Below are 16,717 nucleotides of genomic sequence, written 5' to 3'. Positions count from 1 at the left end.
AATTAATCCTTGGCGCGCTCTATTAGCGGTCAATCTCCCCGAACACGATATCTTGGGTACCAATAATGGTTACGGCATCAGCCAACATATGGCCACGAGACATTTCATCCATAGCTGATAAATGTACAAAGCCTGGCGCACGAATCTTCATGCGGTATGGCTTATTCGCGCCATCGGAAATTAAGTAAATACCAAACTCACCTTTTGGATGCTCAACAGCAGAGTAAGCCTCGCCATCAGGAACATGCATACCCTCAGTAAAGAGTTTGAAATGGTGAATCAACTCTTCCATATTGGTCTTCATGTCCACACGCTTCGGTGGAGCTACCTTATGGTTGTCGCTCATGACTGGACCATCATTTGCTTTGAGCCAAGCTACGCATTGCTTGATGATGCGATTGGATTGACGCATTTCTTCCATGCGCACTAAATAGCGATCGTAAGAATCACCATTCACACCAACTGGAATATCAAAGTCGAGCTTGTCGTAAGTTTCGTAAGGCTGCTTCTTGCGCAAGTCCCACTCAATACCAGAACCGCGAAGCATAGGGCCAGTGAAGCCGAGCTGCAATGCGCGCTCAGGTGAAACAACACCGATACCAACCAAACGTTGTTTCCAAATACGGTTATCCGTTAAGAGATTGCAATACTCATCTACGTTGGCATCAAAACCATTTGAGAACTGCTCGATGAAGTCAAGCAATGTACCGCTACGGTTTTCATTCAAACGCTTGATTGCAGAAGCGCTACGAATCTTTGACTTAGAGTACTGCGCCATTTCTGTTGGCAGATCGCGATAGACACCACCTGGACGGTAATAAGCAGCATGCATACGAGCGCCTGAAACAGCTTCGTACATATCAAAAATGTCTTCACGATCGCGGAAGGCATATAAAAACACAGCCATGGCGCCAACGTCTAAGCCATGACAGCCAATCCACAAGAGGTGATTAAGTAAACGGGTGAGCTCGTCGTACATCACGCGGATGTACTGTGCGCGCAAAGGCACATCTACCTGCAGCAATTTTTCAATCGCCATCACGTAAGCATGCTCGTTAGACATCATTGATACGTAATCCAGGCGATCCATATAAGGAACGTTCTGAATCCAAGTACGTGTCTCTGCTAATTTTTCTGTAGCGCGATGCAATAAACCAATATGCGGATCAGCGCGTTGAATCACTTCTCCATCAAGCTCGAGCACTAGACGTAATACGCCGTGCGCTGCAGGATGCTGAGGGCCAAAGTTGAGGGTGTAGTTCTTAATTTGTGCCATGACTTAAACCGGACCTCCATACTGCTCTTCGCGCACGATACGTGGCGTGATTTCACGCGCTTCAATCGTGACAGGCTGATACACAACACGCTTTAACTCTGGGTCGTAACGCATTTCTACATTGCCAGAGATTGGGAAATCTTTTCTAAATGGATGACCAATGAAACCGTAGTCAGTCAAGATACGACGTAAGTCTTCATGGCCATCGAACAAGATGCCATAAAGGTCAAATGCTTCGCGCTCAAACCAGTTAGCAGCAGCCCAAACTGGAGTCAGTGAGGCAACTACTGGATATGAATCCTCTGGCGCAAAGACGCGTACACGCAAGCGCCAGTTATGAGCCAAAGATAAAAGATGGGATACAACGCCAAAGCGTTGACCGCCCCACTGGCCCTCACGAAAATCTTGGTAATCCACGCCGCATAAATCAATCAGCTGCTCAAAAGCGAGTAATGGATCATCACGTAACAGCATGGCGGACTCAAAATACGTGTCTGCCTTAACCACTACAGTCACTTCACCCAAAGCAACTTCAATAGATTGAGCGCGTTTACCTAAAACTTTTTCTAGATTAGCGGCGAGTTGAACTAAACGATCTGACATGGTTTAAGCCTTCCGCGCAATCGTGCTGGTGCGAGCGATCTTGGATTGCAACTGAATAATTCCATAGATCAACGCTTCCGCAGTTGGAGGGCAGCCAGGAACATAAATATCCACTGGCACGATGCGGTCGCAACCGCGAACTACTGAATACGAGTTATGGTAATAACCACCACCATTGGCACAAGAACCCATTGAAATAACCCAACGTGGCTCAGGCATTTGGTCATAAACCTTACGGAGGGCTGGAGCCATCTTGTTACAAAGAGTACCGGCCACAATCATCAAATCTGATTGACGTGGAGATGGGCGGAAAACCACGCCAAATCGGTCCAAGTCGTAGCGGGATGCGCCTGCGTGCATCATTTCTACAGCACAACAAGCAAGGCCAAATGTCATTGGCCATAAAGAACCATTACGCGTCCAGTTGATCAACTGATCTGCAGTAGTGGTAACAAATCCTTCTTTGAGAACGCCTTCTAATGCCATATCGATCACTCCCAGTCGAGAGCGCCCTTTTTCCAGATATATACAAAGCCCACGATGAATTCCAATAAGAAAATCACCATAGAGGCGTAGCCGAACCAGCCAATATCACGCAAAGCTACACCCCATGGAAACAGGAATGCAGTTTCTAAGTCAAACAAGATAAATAGGATGGCGATGAGGTAGTAACGCACGTCGAATTTCATACGCGCATCTTCGAAAGCTTCAAAACCACACTCATATGGAGATAGTTTTTCCGCGTCTGGCTTCGAAGGAGCCAAGATCTTTCCTAGGAACATGGGGACTAATCCCACCCCAATACCTACGAGGATAAAAAGAAGAACAGGAAAGTAATTAGCGAGATTCAAAATGGTCCTGAGTCGTTCGTCTGATACATCTTAAGAGACAGCAAATTATCAATTATTCCACTACATAAAACCTTGATTTACAGCATAAACCCCTACAAATTCTACAATTTGGTGCCGACGGCGAGACTCGAACTCGCACAGCCTAAGCCACTACCCCCTCAAGATAGCGTGTCTACCAATTTCACCACGTCGGCATCTTGTAAAACCTGTCAATTCTACTGCATTGCACCACCCAACCAGCCCAAAAATAGGGGTAGAAAGTGCTTAAAAGCCTATTTTTTTACTTTGGAACTGCTGGCTTAGTTGGATCTTGTACGGGAGCAGCTGGGGCAGCAGCAGGAGCTGCGGCAGGAGCTACAGTTCCCGACAAAATACCAGGGCTAACTTCCTTCTTATTACCAATCCAAGTAATCCCCAAAGTACAAACAAAGAAGACTGCCGCAAAAATGGCGGTTGTGTGGGATAAGAAGTTGGCAGAGCCGCTAGCGCCAAAAAGGCTACCAGAAGATCCGGAACCAAAAGCAGCGCCCATATCGGCACCCTTACCCTGCTGAAGCAACACAAGCAAGATCACAGCCAAAGCTGAAATAACCTGCAAAACGATCAATAAAGTCTTAAACCATTCCATGGCTTATCTCCAAATAAAAAATCTAGGCCTGACAAATAGCAAGGAAATCCTGTGGGTTCAATGAAGCACCCCCAATCAATCCACCATCAATATCCGGCATTGCAAACAGTTCGACGGCATTGTCAGGTTTAACACTGCCGCCATACAAAATTCCCACATGGGAAGCTACGTCTTCATCAAACTCTGCCAACTGCAAGCGGATTGCCCGGTGTATGTCCTGGGCCATCTGAGCGCTTGCCACCTTACCAGTGCCAATAGCCCAAATAGGCTCATAGGCAATCAGGCAATCAGCCAGACGGTCTTGCAAAATAGCGACCTGCTTTGAAATCTGACCCCTAACCACCTCAACCTCGCGGCCAGAGTTACGCTCATCCGCAGACTCACCAACACAAATCACCGGAATCATGCCGTTATCCAACACTTGAAGGGCTTTCTCAGCAACCTGCTCATCAGTCTCCTGATGATATTGGCGACGCTCGGAATGGCCAACAATCACATAAGCGCAATCCAATTCCTTCAACATCGATGCAGCAACCTCGCCGGTATAGGCACCATCAGCATAAGCTGAAGCGTCTTGAGCGCCCAGACTTAAAAAAGCTAAAGAGCAATCACGGATTAAATCACCACACTGCGATAAATAAGGTGCCGGAACGCAAACTGCATACTTGCGCCCTGCTGGCATCCCCTGCTCCATGCCACGGCAAACGGTCTTGACCCAGCTTGCATTACTTGCAAGACTGCCGTTCATTTTCCAGTTGCCGATAACAGTGAGTGGACGCATGAAATTAAATTCAGTACTTAAACAGTTAAAACAATCTTGCCAACGTGCTCAGAAGATTCCATCAAACGATGGGCATCGGCCGCCTGGTCTAGGGTGAATGTTTTATAAATCACTGGCTTCAGCTTGCCTGCATCTAGCAACGGCCAGATACGTGCATGTAACTGCTGAGTAATTTGTTTCTTAAATGACACGGGACGTGGGCGCAAGGTAGAACCAGTAATGGTTAGACGACGACGCAAAATTTGTCCAGTGTTTACTTCAGCCTTTGATCCACCCATGATCGCAATAATCACAATGCGACCATCATCAGCTAAGCAATCAATTTCTTTTTGTACATAAGCACCGGTAACCATGTCGAGCACCACATTGACACCTTTACCATCTGTAGCTTTCTTCACTTCTTCTACAAAGTCTTGTGTCTTGTAATTGATGGCTAAGTCAGCGCCTAAAGCTACGCAAGCTGCGCACTTCTCATCGGTACCAGCAGTAACAAATACTTTATGACCCAAAGCCTTTGCAATCAAAATGGCAGTCACACCAATACCACTCGAACCACCTTGCACTAGCAAAGTTTCACCTTCAGATAACTCACCACGCATGAAGACGTTGCTCCACACAGTGTAAAAAGTTTCAGGCAATGAGGCCGCTTCTTGATCGGTAAATCCTTTTGGATAAGGCAAGCATTGCGCAATGGGAGCGGTACACAATTCTGCGTAACCACCACCCTGCACAAGCGCACAAACCTTATCACCAAGTTTGAGGCCAAATAGATTATCGGCATGAGCTAAGTCACCACCAACAATCTCACCAGCAACTTCAAGGCCAGGAATATCAGACGCGCCTGCTGGAACTGGGTAATGGCCTTTACGCTGCAAAACGTCTGGACGATTAATCCCAGCAGCAATTACCTTAATCAAAATCTCACCCGTACCAGCAGCCGGAGCTACTGGGTCAGGGCGAGTGGCAGATACCAGCATTTCTGGTGCGCCAAATTCTTTGATTTCCATTACGCGCATATGAACTCCCGCTCGCTTACTTTACTTAAGCAGTTTCGCCAGATGCAGGAGCAGCTTCAGCAGCAGCCTCAGTTGCACCAGCTAAAGGAGCAATCGTGCCACCCTCATCAGCCATTGCAGCCTTGAGAGATAAACGTAAACGACCACGCTCATCAGCAGCCAACAACTTCACGCGCACTACTTGGCCTTCTGCCAAATAGTCTTTAACTTCTTTTACACGCTCATTAGAGATTTCAGAGATGTGCAAGAGACCGTCTTTGCCTGGAAGAATGTTTACCAAAGCGCCGAATTCGAGCAACTTCACAACTGGGCCTTCGTAGATCTTGCCTACTTCAGCTTCAGCAGTGATGCCTTCGATACGTGCTTTCGCTTCAGCCATGCCTTCAGCAGAAGTAGAAGCGATTGTTACAGTACCGTCATCTTTAATGTCGATGCTGCAACCAGTTTCTTTAGTCAAGGCTTGAATTGTTGCGCCGCCCTTACCGATTACTTCACGAATCTTGTCTGGATGAATCTTGAAAGAAACCATACGCGGTGCATGTGCAGACAATTCAGTGCGAACTGAACCCATCGCTTCTTGCATCTTGCTCAAAATGTGCAAACGGCCTTCTTTAGCTTGAGCCAATGCAACTTGCATAATTTCTTTAGTAATACCTTGAACCTTAATGTCCATTTGCAAAGCAGTAATACCGTTAGCAGTACCAGCTACTTTGAAGTCCATATCGCCCAAGTGATCTTCGTCACCCAAGATGTCTGTCAATACAGCAAAACGATTGCCATCCAAAATCAAGCCCATGGCTACACCAGCAACGTGTGCTTTAACTGGAACACCAGCGTCCATCATTGCCAAACAGCCGCCGCAAACGGAAGCCATGGATGAAGAACCGTTGGACTCAGTAATTTCTGAAACCACACGAATGCTGTACGCAAAATCTTCTGCGCTTGGCAATACAGGGATCAATGCACGTTTCGCTAAACGACCGTGACCAATTTCACGACGCTTAGGGCTACCTACACGACCTGTTTCGCCAGTAGCGAACGGAGGCATGTTGTAGTGGAACATGAAGCGATCACGGTACTCACCTTCGAGCGCGTCAATGATCTGCTCATCACGTGCAGTACCTAAGGTAGCTACTACGAGAGCCTGTGTCTCACCACGGGTAAACAATGCTGAACCGTGTGTACGTGGCAATACGCCATTACGAATTTCGATCGGACGAACAGTGCGTGTATCACGACCATCAATACGTGGCTCGCCATTCAAAATCTGGCTACGAACAATCTTTGCTTCGATTTCAAACAAGATGTCATTAACGGCAACAGCATCAACATCACCCTCTTCAGATAACTTAGCCATTACTTCTTTAGTAATTTCTTTGAGCTTGTCTGAACGAGCGCCCTTTTGACGAATCTGATAAGCCTCGCGCAATGGCGCTTCAGCCAATGCAGTTACCTTAGCGATAAATGGCTCATCTTTAGGAGCAGCAGTCCAATCCCACTCTGGCTTACCAGCTTCAGCAACCAATTCATTAATTGCATTGATTGCAGTTTGCATTTGGTCGTGACCATACACAACCGCACCCAACATCACTTCTTCTGATAATTGATTGGCTTCTGACTCCACCATCAACACAGCAGCTTGAGTACCAGCAACAATTAAATCCATTTCGCTAGTAGCTTGCTCTGTGCGAGTTGGGTTCAAGAGGTATTGACCATTAGCGTAACCAACACGTGCCGCACCAACTGGGCCAGCAAATGGAATGCCTGAAACAGCCAAAGCTGCAGAAGCAGCGATCAATGCAGGGATATCAGCAGGAACGTCTGGGTTGATAGACAACACATGAACTACTACCTGAACTTCGTTCAAGAAGCCTTCTGGAAACAAAGGACGCAATGGACGATCGATCAAACGGGAGATCAATGTCTCGCCTTCTGATGGGCGACCTTCACGACGGAAGAAGCCACCAGGAATTTTTCCTGCGGCATAAGTTTTTTCGAGGTAATCAACAGTCAATGGGAAAAATGATTGGCCAGGCTTAGCTGATTTAGAGGCAACTACTGTGCCCATTACCACTGTGTCATCCACATTAACGATGACAGCACCACCAGATTGACGAGCGATCTCGCCTGTTTCCATTGTTACTTGGTGGTTACCCCATTGAAACGTCTTTACTGCTTTTTTAAACATAGTCATTCTGATCTTCTCCAAATTGTTCACGTCAAAGCCACATGGATTTAACGCTTGTCGTGGGATAAAGCAGTGTCACGACAACACTGGAGCGTTTGAAGATCACAAGGGATGCCATTCCAGGGAGGCACTGGATTTCACAATCCAGAAACTCATTGGAATGACACGATCCCCTACACAAATAATCTTGAAGCGCTCAAAAAACATGCCATCTGCTTAAGACTGATTCTGTTACGAAACAACCCTAAGAAAGATGGCATTGCAATACCGATAAGAATTACTTACGGAGACCTAATTTCTCGATCAATGCGCGATAGCGACCCAAATCCTTGCCCTTGAGGTAATCCAAAAGGCGGCGACGGCGTGAAACCATCTTCAACAAACCACGACGGCTGTGATGATCTTTAGCGTTAGCTTTGAAATGGGGGGTTAATTCATTGATGCGGGCTGTTAGCAATGAAACTTGAACTTCAGGGCTACCCGTATCGTTTGCGCTGCGCGCGTTTTCTTTGACGATTTCCGCCGTTTTAATATCAGCAACTGCCATTTTCATACTCCTTACTTGCGAACACCTGAGCTTTCACCCAAATCGTGTCGTGCATTTATTAATCAAATACAACAAAAAAGCTTTAAAAATCAAAGCCCTCGAATTGTAGCAGATTGCCTAAAAGGGGCTATTCACCCCATAGACTGACTGATTAACAGCAATCTAAGGGCTGAATAAAAATAAACCTATATAAATCAATAACTTATGTTTAATTTACGGGGTCATTTGGGCATTTAGCTTGGCCTGACTAGGGTCGTGGAGCTTATTAAGAGCCGATAAATAGGCTTTTGCTGATGCAGCGATGATGTCTGGATCGGTACCGACTCCATTGACGATGCGCCCGCCCTTGGCCAAACGGACCGTAACCTCACCTTGAGATTGAGTGCCAGAGGTGATTGCATTGACGGAATAGAGCAATTGCTCTGCCCCACTCTTCACAATCTCTTCAATCGCATTCAAGCTGGCATCAACTGGACCGTTACCTTCGGCCTCGGAGCTAGCCTCTTTATCGCCAACACGGAAAGTGACTTTAGATTTTGGACGCTCGCCGGTTTCGGAATGCTGACTTAAGGAAATGAATTTATAAAACTCACCCTCTTCCGCTGCGGCAGAGTCTGACATGATGGCAATAATATCTTCATCAAAGATTTCAGATTTTTGATCGGCCAATGCTTTGAAGCGCACAAAGGCTTCATTCAAATCGGCTTCAGCTTCAATTGCAATACCCAGCTCTTGTAAGCGCTGCTTAAATGCATTACGGCCAGACAACTTGCCCAACACAATCTTGTTGGTAGCCCAGCCCACATCTTCTGCGCGCATGATTTCATAGGTATCGCGATTCTTCAAGATGCCGTCTTGATGGATGCCGGAAGTGTGCGCAAAAGCATTAGCACCCACGACCGCCTTGTTTGGCTGAACTACAAAACCAGTAATTTGTGAGACCAACTTCGAAGCAGGGACAATTTGAGTGGCATCGATGCCACACACCATATTGAAGTAATCCTTACGTGTACGTAAGGCCATCACAATCTCTTCCAATGCCGTATTACCAGCGCGCTCGCCTAAGCCATTAATGGTGCACTCGATTTGACGTGCTCCACCAATCTTGACGCCAGCCAATGAATTGGCAACTGCCATGCCCAAGTCATTATGACAATGCACAGACCATACTGCCTTATCTGAGTTCGGGACTCGAGTACGCAAAGTTCTGATGAACTCTCCATACAACTCTGGCGTTGCGTAGCCTACAGTGTCAGGGATATTGATAGTAGTAGCGCCTTCATTGATAACGGCCTCAACTACCCTGCACAAGAAATCCATCTCTGAGCGATAACCATCTTCCGCTGAGAACTCAATATCTTCCGCTAAGTTTCTAGCAAAACGAATAGAGCGCTTGGCCTGCTCCAACACCTCTTCTGGAGACATGCGCAATTTCACCGCCATGTGTAATGGGCTAGTTGCCAAGAAGGCATGGATGCGTTTTGCATTGGCAGCCTTTAAAGCATCAGCAGCACGAGTGATGTCCTTATCGTTGGCGCGGGCAAGTGAACATACGATGGAATCCTTCACCGCAGCAGCCACTGCGGAGATAGCCTGAAAATCGCCCTCAGAGCTCGCAGCAAATCCAGCCTCGATCACATCAACCTTGAGTCGCTCTAACTGGCGAGCAATGCGCACCTTCTCGTCCTTGGTCATTGAAGCACCAGGCGATTGTTCGCCATCACGTAAGGTGGTATCGAAAATGATTACTTTGTCACTCATCACTACTCTCCGGTTCAATATTGCTTAATTTTTTATAACTTCATTGTCAATCTAAAAACAAAAACCCCAGCAATTTGCTGGGGCTGGTATGTCGTGGTTAATGAATTACTTTGATCTCATTAACTCAGGCCTTACCTGCCCCAAGCTGTAGGCTTAGTGCTAGTAGAAGCAAGTTAGAAAGTGAGAAATTCATCAACATGGATTAAATATAACCTAAATATTCCAAATTAGCTAAAACGGCGGCCACTCAGATGCTCCCAAGCCCAAATGACATAGCCCGAGATGGAATACACCACAAAGAGGCCGAATAGGGTTAAAGGCGGATTGGAAGAGATTAATACGAATGTGAGAATCATCAAGACCATGACGCCAAAAGGCACGCGATAGCGGACATCCAAAGCTTTACCGCTATAGAAACGGGCATTGGAGACCATCGTCAAACCAGCATACACAGCGATGAAGAAAGTAATCCAAGGGATGGCGGTATCACGGACTGGGATCTTGTTGTCATCAGCTAGCCAGATAAAGCCGGCCATCAAAGACCCAGCTGCTGGGCTTGGCAAACCTTGAAAAAACTTCTTATCAACCACGCCGGTATTAACGTTGAATCGTGCCAAGCGCAATGCAGCACCCGCACAATAAGTAAAGGCAGCTAACCAGCCCCATTTACCCAAATCTTTTAGAGCCCACTCATAAGCCACTAGGGCTGGAGCCACACCAAATGACACCATATCAGCCAGAGAGTCATACTGTTCTCCAAAAGCACTTTGGGTATTGGTCATTCGGGCGACACGACCATCCATGCCATCCAAAACTAAGGATGCAAAGATGGCAATAGCTGCCATCTCAAACTGGTGGTTCATTGCATTGACGATTGCAAAGAAACCGCAGAACAAAGCTGCTGTAGTAAATGCATTCGGAAGTAGATAGATACCTTTGCTGCGCTGGCGGGGTTTATCCGCGTGCAACTTTTCTACCTCGAAATCAATTTCATCGCCAAGATCTTCTGCCCACTCATCTTGAGTGCGGTCAGTTCGGGTGCGCGTTAAGCGACTACGATCAATGCGGCCACGACGACGAAATGTGCTCAAAGAATATTCCCTGTTAAAGCGACTTAATCAATCTAAGCCGGGTACGCGCGCTAATGCGGTGTTCGTAGCAAAAACTTTATCACCAACACTGACCAATGGTTCGGCCGTTAAGGGTAAATATACATCTACACGGGAGCCAAAGCGAATAAAGCCATAGCGCTCACCTGCTTTAAGTCTATCGCCAACATGGATATAGCAAAGAATACGGCGGGCAATCAGCCCTGCAACCTGAACCAGAGTCACAATTTGGCCGTTGGCATCAATCACCACAGCATTGCGCTCATTCTCGGTAGAGGCCTTATCTAAATCGGCATTCACGAACTTGCCTGGGAAATACTGAATCTCTTTAACCAGGCCATTGACTGCACTTCGATTGGAGTGAACGTTGAATACGTTCATGAAAACACTAATTTTTAAAGCTTCACGACCCGCATAAGGATCATTGGCTTTTTCCACCACAACGATACGACCATCGGCTGGAGATAAAACCAAGTCACGACCGATGGCAGCAATGCGCTGTGGATCGCGGAAGAACTGCAGAACAAAGATAAAGATGATCCACAAAGGCCATGACCATGCAATACCACCTAGGTAGTGGACTAGCAAAGTTACAGCCCCCACTAATGCCAAATACGGCCAACCTTCTTTCGCAATAATGGGGTGCGGATACATCATCTTTGTTCTGAGCCTTTTTAGTTACTACTATTAGTTTCTAACTGCTTGTTACTGAGTTCTTGCTTAGTTCTTAGTTTGGTCAACTAATTTGTTCTTCGCAATCCAAGGCATCATGGCGCGCAACTTAGCACCAACCACCTCGATGTCATGCTCAGCATTCAAGCGACGACGTGAAATCAAAGTAGGTGCACCTGCTTTATTTTCCAAGATGAAGCTCTTAGCGTACTCACCAGTCTGAATGTCTTTCAAGCACTGACGCATTGCATTCTTAGTATCTTCAGTTACAACACGTGGACCAGTCACATACTCACCGTACTCGGCATTGTTAGAGATAGAGTAGTTCATGTTGGCGATACCACCTTCGTAGATCAAGTCAACAATCAACTTGAGCTCATGCAAGCACTCGAAGTAAGCCATTTCAGGAGCGTAACCAGCCTCAACCAAAGTTTCAAAACCAGCTTTGATCAACTCCACTGCGCCACCACAAAGAACAGCTTGCTCACCGAACAAGTCAGTTTCAGTTTCTTCACGGAAGTTAGTTTCGATGATGCCAGCACGACCGCCGCCGTTTGCTGTTGCATAGGACAAAGCAACATCACGAGCAGAGCCAGATTTATCTTGGTACACAGCGATTAAATGGGGAACACCGCCGCCTTGAGCGTAAGTACCACGAACAGTGTGGCCAGGTGCCTTAGGGGCAATCATGATCACATCCAGGTCAGCGCGTGGCTGAACTTGACCGTAGTGAACGTTAAAGCCGTGAGCGAATGCCAATGCAGCGCCCTGCTTAATATTTGGATGAACTTCTTTGTTGTATACGTCAGCGATTTGCTCATCAGGCAAGAGCATCATCACTACATCAGCGTCTTTAACCGCTTCGCCAACTTCTTTTACTGTCAAGCCAGCATTTGCAGCTTTGCTCCAGGAAGCGCCATCTTTACGCAAACCCACAGTCACATTGCAGCCTGAGTCTTTGAGGTTCAATGCATGTGCATGACCTTGTGAACCATAACCAATGATGGTTACTTTTTTGCCTTTAATGAGTGACAAATCAGCGTCTTTATCGTAAAAAACTTTCATGCTCTTTCCTTGTTTTGAAAATGTAGTTAATTCAGTAATCAGTTAAAAAAATTAAACCTTGAGGATACGTTCACCGCGCCCAATACCAGAACCACCCGAACGGACAGTTTCCAGAATCGATGCACGATCAATCGAATCAATAAAGGCGTCTAATTTGGCACCATCACCAGTTAATTCAATGGTGTAACTCTTATCAGTCACATCGATGATGCGACCACGGAAGATATCCGTTGTACGTTTCAACTCTTCACGCTCTTTACCTACAGCGCGCACCTTAATCATCATGAGCTCACGCTCAATATGAGGGCCTTCAGTCAAATCAAACACCTTAACCACTTCAACCAAGCGATTTAAGTGTTTGGTAATTTGCTCAATCACATCCTCAGAACCAATCGTGACAATCGTCATGCGTGAAAGTGAAGGATCTTCAGTTGGCGCAACGCTGAGCGTTTCAATGTTGTAGCCACGAGCCGAGAATAAGCCAACCACACGAGACAATGCCCCTGGTTCGTTCTCTATCAATACAGAAATAATATGTCGCATTAGAGATCCTCGCTACCCAAAAGCATTTCAGTAATACCCTTACCCGCTTGAACCATTGGCCAAACGTTTTCTTCTGGGTCTGTCTGGAAATCCATAAATACAGTGCGATCTTTTAAACGAATCGCCTCTTTGAGAGCGCCCTCAACATCAGACTTCTTCTCAATACGCATACCAACGTGACCAAAGGCTTCAGCCAACTTAACAAAGTCTGGCAATGAATCCATGTAAGAACTGGAATAGCGCTTGTTATAAGTCAGCTCCTGCCATTGACGAACCATACCGAGGTAACGGTTGTTCAATGAAACAATCTTCACAGGAGTGTCGTACTGTTTACAAGTGGACAACTCTTGAATACACATCTGAATCGAGCCTTCACCAGTAATGGTGAATACATCTTTATCAGGGAATGCTTTTTTGATACCCATGGCGTAAGGCAAGCCCACGCCCATCGTACCTAGACCACCGGAGTTAATCCAACGACGTGGCTTATCGAATTTATAGAACTGAGCAGCCCACATTTGATGCTGACCAACGTCAGAGCAAATGAATGCATCACCACCAGTGAGTTCCCACAATTTCTGAACCACGTACTGAGGTTTTACGATTTGTGAAGCCTCATCGTATTTCAAGCAATCTTTTTTGCGCCATTCATTAATCTGCTCCCACCAAGCAGCAACCTTCTCGCCGTTCTTGCGTGGGCCAGCAGCTTTGAGCTGGGCAGTCATCTCTTGCAATACTTCTTTCAAATTACCAACGATAGGTACATCTACTTTCACCCGCTTTGAAATCACAGATGGATCGATATCAATATGAATGATCTTGCGTGGATGGCTTGCAAAGTGAGCGGTGTTACCGATCACGCGGTCATCAAAACGTGCGCCAATGGCAATCAACACATCGCTATGTTGCATGGCCATATTCGCTTCGTAAGTACCGTGCATACCGAGCATGCCAAGGAATTGCGGACTAGTGCCCGGGAATCCACCAAGACCCATCAAGGTATTGGTCACTGGATAACCTAGCAAATCAGCAAACTCTTTTAACTCAGGCGCAGCGTCGGCCAAGATGATGCCGCCACCGGTATAAATATATGGACGTTCCGCCTCTTGCAATAAAGAAACTGCTTTACGAATTTGCCCACTGTGCCCCTTAATTACAGGGTTGTATGAACGCATCTCCAGAGTTTCTGGATATACAAATGGCGCTTTAGCTGCTGATACATCCTTCGGGATATCAATCAACACTGGACCTGGGCGACCTGTCTGAGCAATGTGAAAAGCTTTCTTAATTACTAAAGGAAGATCTCTCACATCCTTTACTAAGAAGTTGTGCTTCACCACTGGACGGGTAATACCAACGGTATCCGCCTCTTGGAAAGCATCTTCACCAATTGCGTATGTCGGAACGTTACCGCTGATGATCACCATTGGGATCGAATCAGTGTAAGCAGTAGCAATTCCGGTAACCGCATTGGTTACGCCAGGACCTGAAGTGACTAAAGCAACGCCAACCTTACCGGTCGCACGTGCATAGCCATCCGCAGCATGCACTGCTGCCTGCTCATGGCGAACAAGAATATGTTCAAACTTGTCCTGCTTAAAAATTTCGTCGTAGATAAAGAGAACGGAACCACCTGGGTAACCCCAAACGTATTCAACACCCTCTTTGTGCAAAGCCTGCACCAACATCTCTGCACCAATCATTTCAGGTGCATTCGCTGCGGAATTTGGGTTTGCTGTGTCTTGGTTAGCTTTAGAAGCTAAAAATTCGGCGCTGCTTGTATTCATTTTCTTTCGTCCTTTGCAATTTTCGGCAAAAAATTGTTTGGTCTGTTCTGTCTCCTGCTTGTGGCCTGAGTTCGAACGGCGCTGCTACCGGAAAAAACCACTTCTTGAATGAGATTCTAGGTAGTAAGCCCTATATTCTATAGCAATCCCCTAAAATAGACCAATTCCATCTGATTCAGGTCTAATCCACTGAATGGCCTCACCCCAAGAACTTTCTGACTTTTTAAGCAGTGTTGAGCAGCGCGCTTTTAAGCAGGCGGTCTATGCCGTGCGTGATGATGATGCGGCCTTAGACATTGTTCAGGATGCCATGATCAAGTTGGCTGAAAAATATGGTGATCGCCCCGCTGCAGAGCTACCCCTGGTTTTCACCAGAATTCTGCAAAACCGCATACATGATTGGTTCCGACGTCAAAAGGTGCGCAATACCTGGGTCACCCTGTTCTCCAATATGGGCAAGAAATCAGATGAAAATGATGATTTTGACCCTCTAGAGTCACTTTCAGCCCCTGATGACAGCGAAATTCACCAAGATGGTGCCTTTAAGCTAGAACGTAGTCAGCTCTTGCAGTCCCTGGAGTCGGAAATATCAAAATTACCTGCCCGTCAACGAGAAGCCTTCCTGATGCGTTATTGGGATGAGCTGAGCATTACTGAAACTGCCCTTGCGATGAGTTGTAGCGAGGGAAGCGTCAAAACCCACTGCTCAAGAGCCACCCAGGCTCTAGCTAAAGCATTGAAATTAAAAGGAATTACGCTGTGAATCGCAATCAAGACATCCTAAGCCCAACAGAAGCAGACCAATTTGGTCTGACTGCTGCCGCCCTGCTACGCGAAGGATCCCAATCCCTGCCAGCAGGTATCAAAGATCGTCTATATGCCGCCCGCCTTAAGGCTATTTCTGCCAAAAAACCAGAAAAAGTGCGTATTGAGCAGCATGTTTTAGCGAATTCCACTGGAAGCTGGTCATCCGGTTCACGTTCCTTCTGGGATAACGTTGGCTGGGTCGCACCGCTGGTTGTCTTGGTATTTGGCCTGATCGGCATTGCTCAATGGCAATCAGACTCCCGGATCAACGATATTGCAGAATTGGATGTTGCCCTTCTAACTGACGATGTACCGCCAGATGCCTATGCAGATAGCGGCTTTATGGGATTCCTGAAAAATGGCCCCTTAGCCGATGCAGAGCAAGATGGCCTGGATACATCCAAATCACCCTCTTAAAGCCAAACCAGAGCCCAATTAGCGCATGCTAAAAAACTTACGCTCTATTTGTGCAGTCCTGACGATCGGCTCAGCCCTTGTGCTGGCTTTTAGCGCCCTAGGCTTGCCTAGCGCATTTGCCCAGACCGCTACAAACAGTCACGGTAAAAGTACCGGCATTCCCGAGAAAAAACCAGATGGCACATGGGAAAGTCTCAAGCCAGCGCAGCAGAAAATTCTCGCCCCTCTGGAAGAGGATTGGGATTACATGCTGCCCGACAGTCGTAAAAAATGGATTCAGGTTGCCAACCTTTATCCGAAGATGAGCGAGGCAGATCAGCAGCGACTGCAGTCTCGAATGACAAGCTGGTCTAAGCTCTCTCAAAAAGATCGCCGCATCGCGCGAGAAAATTACCTCACCAGCCTGAAGTTCCCTGCCGAGAAAAAAGCAGAGGCTTGGAGTGCATATCAAAAATTGAGTGATGACCAGAAAAAGAAGTTGGCTCAAGCAGAAGTGAATAAGAAAAAGCCAACGGCTGCGAGTGCACCTACATTGCAACAACATCCGATTACCCAAAAAACTAATCTAGCGCCTAGCTTGCCAGCAAGCAATGCCCCTGCTCAAGAAGCTCCGACTCCGAGCACCAGCTCGGATAGCAGCCCAAGCAATCCATAAGAATTTCTAAG

18 protein-coding genes and 1 tRNA gene are annotated in these 16,717 nt (G+C 46.7%); 3 read left to right on the top strand and 16 right to left on the bottom strand.

What is annotated here, in order from left to right; genetic code table 11:
- Window positions 1-22: 22 nt before the first annotated feature.
- The 16 genes from ICN16_RS00485 to ICN16_RS00410 all read right to left on the bottom strand — a co-directional run bounded on the left by ICN16_RS00485 (window position 23) and on the right by ICN16_RS00410 (window position 14,827).
- Entirely contained in the window at window positions 23-1,276 is a 1,254-nt protein-coding gene (locus ICN16_RS00485; RefSeq protein WP_216133100.1) for an NADH-quinone oxidoreductase subunit D, read from the bottom strand.
- A 3-nt stretch (window positions 1,277-1,279) separates the two neighbouring features.
- On the bottom strand, window positions 1,280-1,879 hold the full coding sequence (locus ICN16_RS00480) for an NADH-quinone oxidoreductase subunit C (RefSeq protein ID WP_216133098.1): 600 nt from the start codon (window positions 1,877-1,879) through the stop codon (window positions 1,280-1,282).
- 3 nt (window positions 1,880-1,882) lie between these two features.
- Window positions 1,883-2,365 carry an NADH-quinone oxidoreductase subunit B family protein gene (locus ICN16_RS00475; protein ID WP_011902891.1) on the bottom strand — a complete coding sequence of 161 codons (483 nt, stop codon included), beginning with the start codon at window positions 2,363-2,365 and terminating at the stop codon, window positions 1,883-1,885.
- A 5-nt stretch (window positions 2,366-2,370) separates the two neighbouring features.
- A complete protein-coding gene (locus ICN16_RS00470; protein WP_011902892.1) occupies window positions 2,371-2,730 on the bottom strand; it encodes an NADH-quinone oxidoreductase subunit A in 360 nt (119 codons plus the stop codon).
- A gap of 109 nt (window positions 2,731-2,839) precedes the next feature.
- Window positions 2,840-2,924, bottom strand: a tRNA-Leu gene (locus ICN16_RS00465).
- 86 nt (window positions 2,925-3,010) lie between these two features.
- Entirely contained in the window at window positions 3,011-3,358 is a 348-nt protein-coding gene (secG, locus tag ICN16_RS00460; protein WP_216133096.1) for a preprotein translocase subunit SecG, read from the bottom strand.
- A 22-nt stretch (window positions 3,359-3,380) separates the two neighbouring features.
- Window positions 3,381-4,139, bottom strand: a complete 759-nt coding sequence (gene tpiA, locus ICN16_RS00455) for a triose-phosphate isomerase (RefSeq protein WP_216133094.1) — start codon at window positions 4,137-4,139, stop codon at window positions 3,381-3,383.
- Window positions 4,140-4,156: 17 nt separating this feature from the next.
- Window positions 4,157-5,155, bottom strand: a complete 999-nt coding sequence (locus tag ICN16_RS00450) for an NAD(P)H-quinone oxidoreductase (RefSeq protein ID WP_216133092.1) — start codon at window positions 5,153-5,155, stop codon at window positions 4,157-4,159.
- Between the two features lie 25 nt (window positions 5,156-5,180).
- On the bottom strand, window positions 5,181-7,349 hold the full coding sequence (gene pnp, locus ICN16_RS00445; RefSeq protein WP_216133090.1) for a polyribonucleotide nucleotidyltransferase: 2,169 nt from the start codon (window positions 7,347-7,349) through the stop codon (window positions 5,181-5,183).
- 271 nt (window positions 7,350-7,620) lie between these two features.
- Window positions 7,621-7,890 (bottom strand): 30S ribosomal protein S15, encoded by a 270-nt coding sequence (gene rpsO, locus ICN16_RS00440; protein WP_015420915.1) that lies wholly within the window; start codon window positions 7,888-7,890, stop codon window positions 7,621-7,623.
- A gap of 213 nt (window positions 7,891-8,103) precedes the next feature.
- On the bottom strand, window positions 8,104-9,651 hold the full coding sequence (locus ICN16_RS00435; RefSeq protein WP_216133088.1) for a 2-isopropylmalate synthase: 1,548 nt from the start codon (window positions 9,649-9,651) through the stop codon (window positions 8,104-8,106).
- A 227-nt stretch (window positions 9,652-9,878) separates the two neighbouring features.
- Complete coding sequence (gene pssA, locus ICN16_RS00430) at window positions 9,879-10,742, bottom strand: CDP-diacylglycerol--serine O-phosphatidyltransferase (RefSeq protein ID WP_216133086.1); 864 nt, start codon at window positions 10,740-10,742, stop codon at window positions 9,879-9,881.
- A 27-nt stretch (window positions 10,743-10,769) separates the two neighbouring features.
- Window positions 10,770-11,417, bottom strand: a complete 648-nt coding sequence (locus tag ICN16_RS00425; RefSeq protein WP_215387640.1) for a phosphatidylserine decarboxylase — start codon at window positions 11,415-11,417, stop codon at window positions 10,770-10,772.
- A 63-nt stretch (window positions 11,418-11,480) separates the two neighbouring features.
- Window positions 11,481-12,497: a ketol-acid reductoisomerase gene (gene ilvC, locus ICN16_RS00420; RefSeq protein ID WP_216133084.1), complete on the bottom strand. Its 1,017-nt coding sequence runs from the start codon at window positions 12,495-12,497 to the stop codon at window positions 11,481-11,483.
- Window positions 12,498-12,548: 51 nt separating this feature from the next.
- Window positions 12,549-13,040: an acetolactate synthase small subunit gene (ilvN, locus tag ICN16_RS00415; protein WP_015420909.1), complete on the bottom strand. Its 492-nt coding sequence runs from the start codon at window positions 13,038-13,040 to the stop codon at window positions 12,549-12,551.
- Complete coding sequence (locus tag ICN16_RS00410) at window positions 13,040-14,827, bottom strand: acetolactate synthase 3 catalytic subunit (RefSeq protein WP_216133083.1); 1,788 nt, start codon at window positions 14,825-14,827, stop codon at window positions 13,040-13,042. The genes ilvN and ICN16_RS00410 overlap by 1 nt, the downstream gene beginning before the upstream one ends.
- Before the next feature lie 193 nt (window positions 14,828-15,020).
- Here ICN16_RS00410 and ICN16_RS00405 point away from each other — a divergent pair, with 193 nt between their 5' ends.
- From ICN16_RS00405 to ICN16_RS00395, 3 genes are read left to right on the top strand one after another with little or no spacing between them, the layout of a single operon-like run.
- A complete protein-coding gene (locus ICN16_RS00405; protein ID WP_215326823.1) occupies window positions 15,021-15,590 on the top strand; it encodes an RNA polymerase sigma factor in 570 nt (189 codons plus the stop codon).
- Window positions 15,587-16,051 (top strand): DUF3619 family protein, encoded by a 465-nt coding sequence (locus ICN16_RS00400; RefSeq protein WP_216133082.1) that lies wholly within the window; start codon window positions 15,587-15,589, stop codon window positions 16,049-16,051. The genes ICN16_RS00405 and ICN16_RS00400 overlap by 4 nt, the downstream gene beginning before the upstream one ends.
- Before the next feature lie 25 nt (window positions 16,052-16,076).
- Entirely contained in the window at window positions 16,077-16,706 is a 630-nt protein-coding gene (locus tag ICN16_RS00395) for a DUF3106 domain-containing protein (RefSeq protein ID WP_216133081.1), read from the top strand.
- Window positions 16,707-16,717 lie beyond the last annotated feature (11 nt).

The organism is Polynucleobacter sp. es-MAR-4, from assembly GCF_018882055.1.
In the GTDB taxonomy this organism is placed as follows: domain Bacteria; phylum Pseudomonadota; class Gammaproteobacteria; order Burkholderiales; family Burkholderiaceae; genus Polynucleobacter.
The sequence above is the reverse complement of the archived record's forward strand: the minus strand, read 5'-3'. Positions and strand labels throughout refer to the sequence as shown.

What these genes read in the sequence shown, in the direction of transcription:
- ICN16_RS00395 (WP_216133081.1), top strand. Translation starts at nt 16,077, where the DNA reads ATGCTAAAAAACTTACGCTCTATTTGTGCAGTCCTGACGATCGGCTCA.
- ICN16_RS00485 (WP_216133100.1), bottom strand. Translation starts at nt 1,276, where the DNA reads ATGGCACAAATTAAGAACTACACCCTCAACTTTGGCCCTCAGCATCCT.
- tpiA (WP_216133094.1), bottom strand. Translation starts at nt 4,139, where the DNA reads ATGCGTCCACTCACTGTTATCGGCAACTGGAAAATGAACGGCAGTCTT.
- ICN16_RS00450 (WP_216133092.1), bottom strand. Translation starts at nt 5,155, where the DNA reads ATGCGCGTAATGGAAATCAAAGAATTTGGCGCACCAGAAATGCTGGTA.
- ICN16_RS00480 (WP_216133098.1), bottom strand. Translation starts at nt 1,879, where the DNA reads ATGTCAGATCGTTTAGTTCAACTCGCCGCTAATCTAGAAAAAGTTTTA.
- ilvN (WP_015420909.1), bottom strand. Translation starts at nt 13,040, where the DNA reads ATGCGACATATTATTTCTGTATTGATAGAGAACGAACCAGGGGCATTG.
- ICN16_RS00425 (WP_215387640.1), bottom strand. Translation starts at nt 11,417, where the DNA reads ATGATGTATCCGCACCCCATTATTGCGAAAGAAGGTTGGCCGTATTTG.
- ilvC (WP_216133084.1), bottom strand. Translation starts at nt 12,497, where the DNA reads ATGAAAGTTTTTTACGATAAAGACGCTGATTTGTCACTCATTAAAGGC.
- secG (WP_216133096.1), bottom strand. Translation starts at nt 3,358, where the DNA reads ATGGAATGGTTTAAGACTTTATTGATCGTTTTGCAGGTTATTTCAGCT.
- ICN16_RS00410 (WP_216133083.1), bottom strand. Translation starts at nt 14,827, where the DNA reads ATGAATACAAGCAGCGCCGAATTTTTAGCTTCTAAAGCTAACCAAGAC.
- ICN16_RS00475 (WP_011902891.1), bottom strand. Translation starts at nt 2,365, where the DNA reads ATGGCATTAGAAGGCGTTCTCAAAGAAGGATTTGTTACCACTACTGCA.
- rpsO (WP_015420915.1), bottom strand. Translation starts at nt 7,890, where the DNA reads ATGGCAGTTGCTGATATTAAAACGGCGGAAATCGTCAAAGAAAACGCG.
- pnp (WP_216133090.1), bottom strand. Translation starts at nt 7,349, where the DNA reads ATGACTATGTTTAAAAAAGCAGTAAAGACGTTTCAATGGGGTAACCAC.
- ICN16_RS00435 (WP_216133088.1), bottom strand. Translation starts at nt 9,651, where the DNA reads ATGAGTGACAAAGTAATCATTTTCGATACCACCTTACGTGATGGCGAA.
- ICN16_RS00405 (WP_215326823.1), top strand. Translation starts at nt 15,021, where the DNA reads ATGGCCTCACCCCAAGAACTTTCTGACTTTTTAAGCAGTGTTGAGCAG.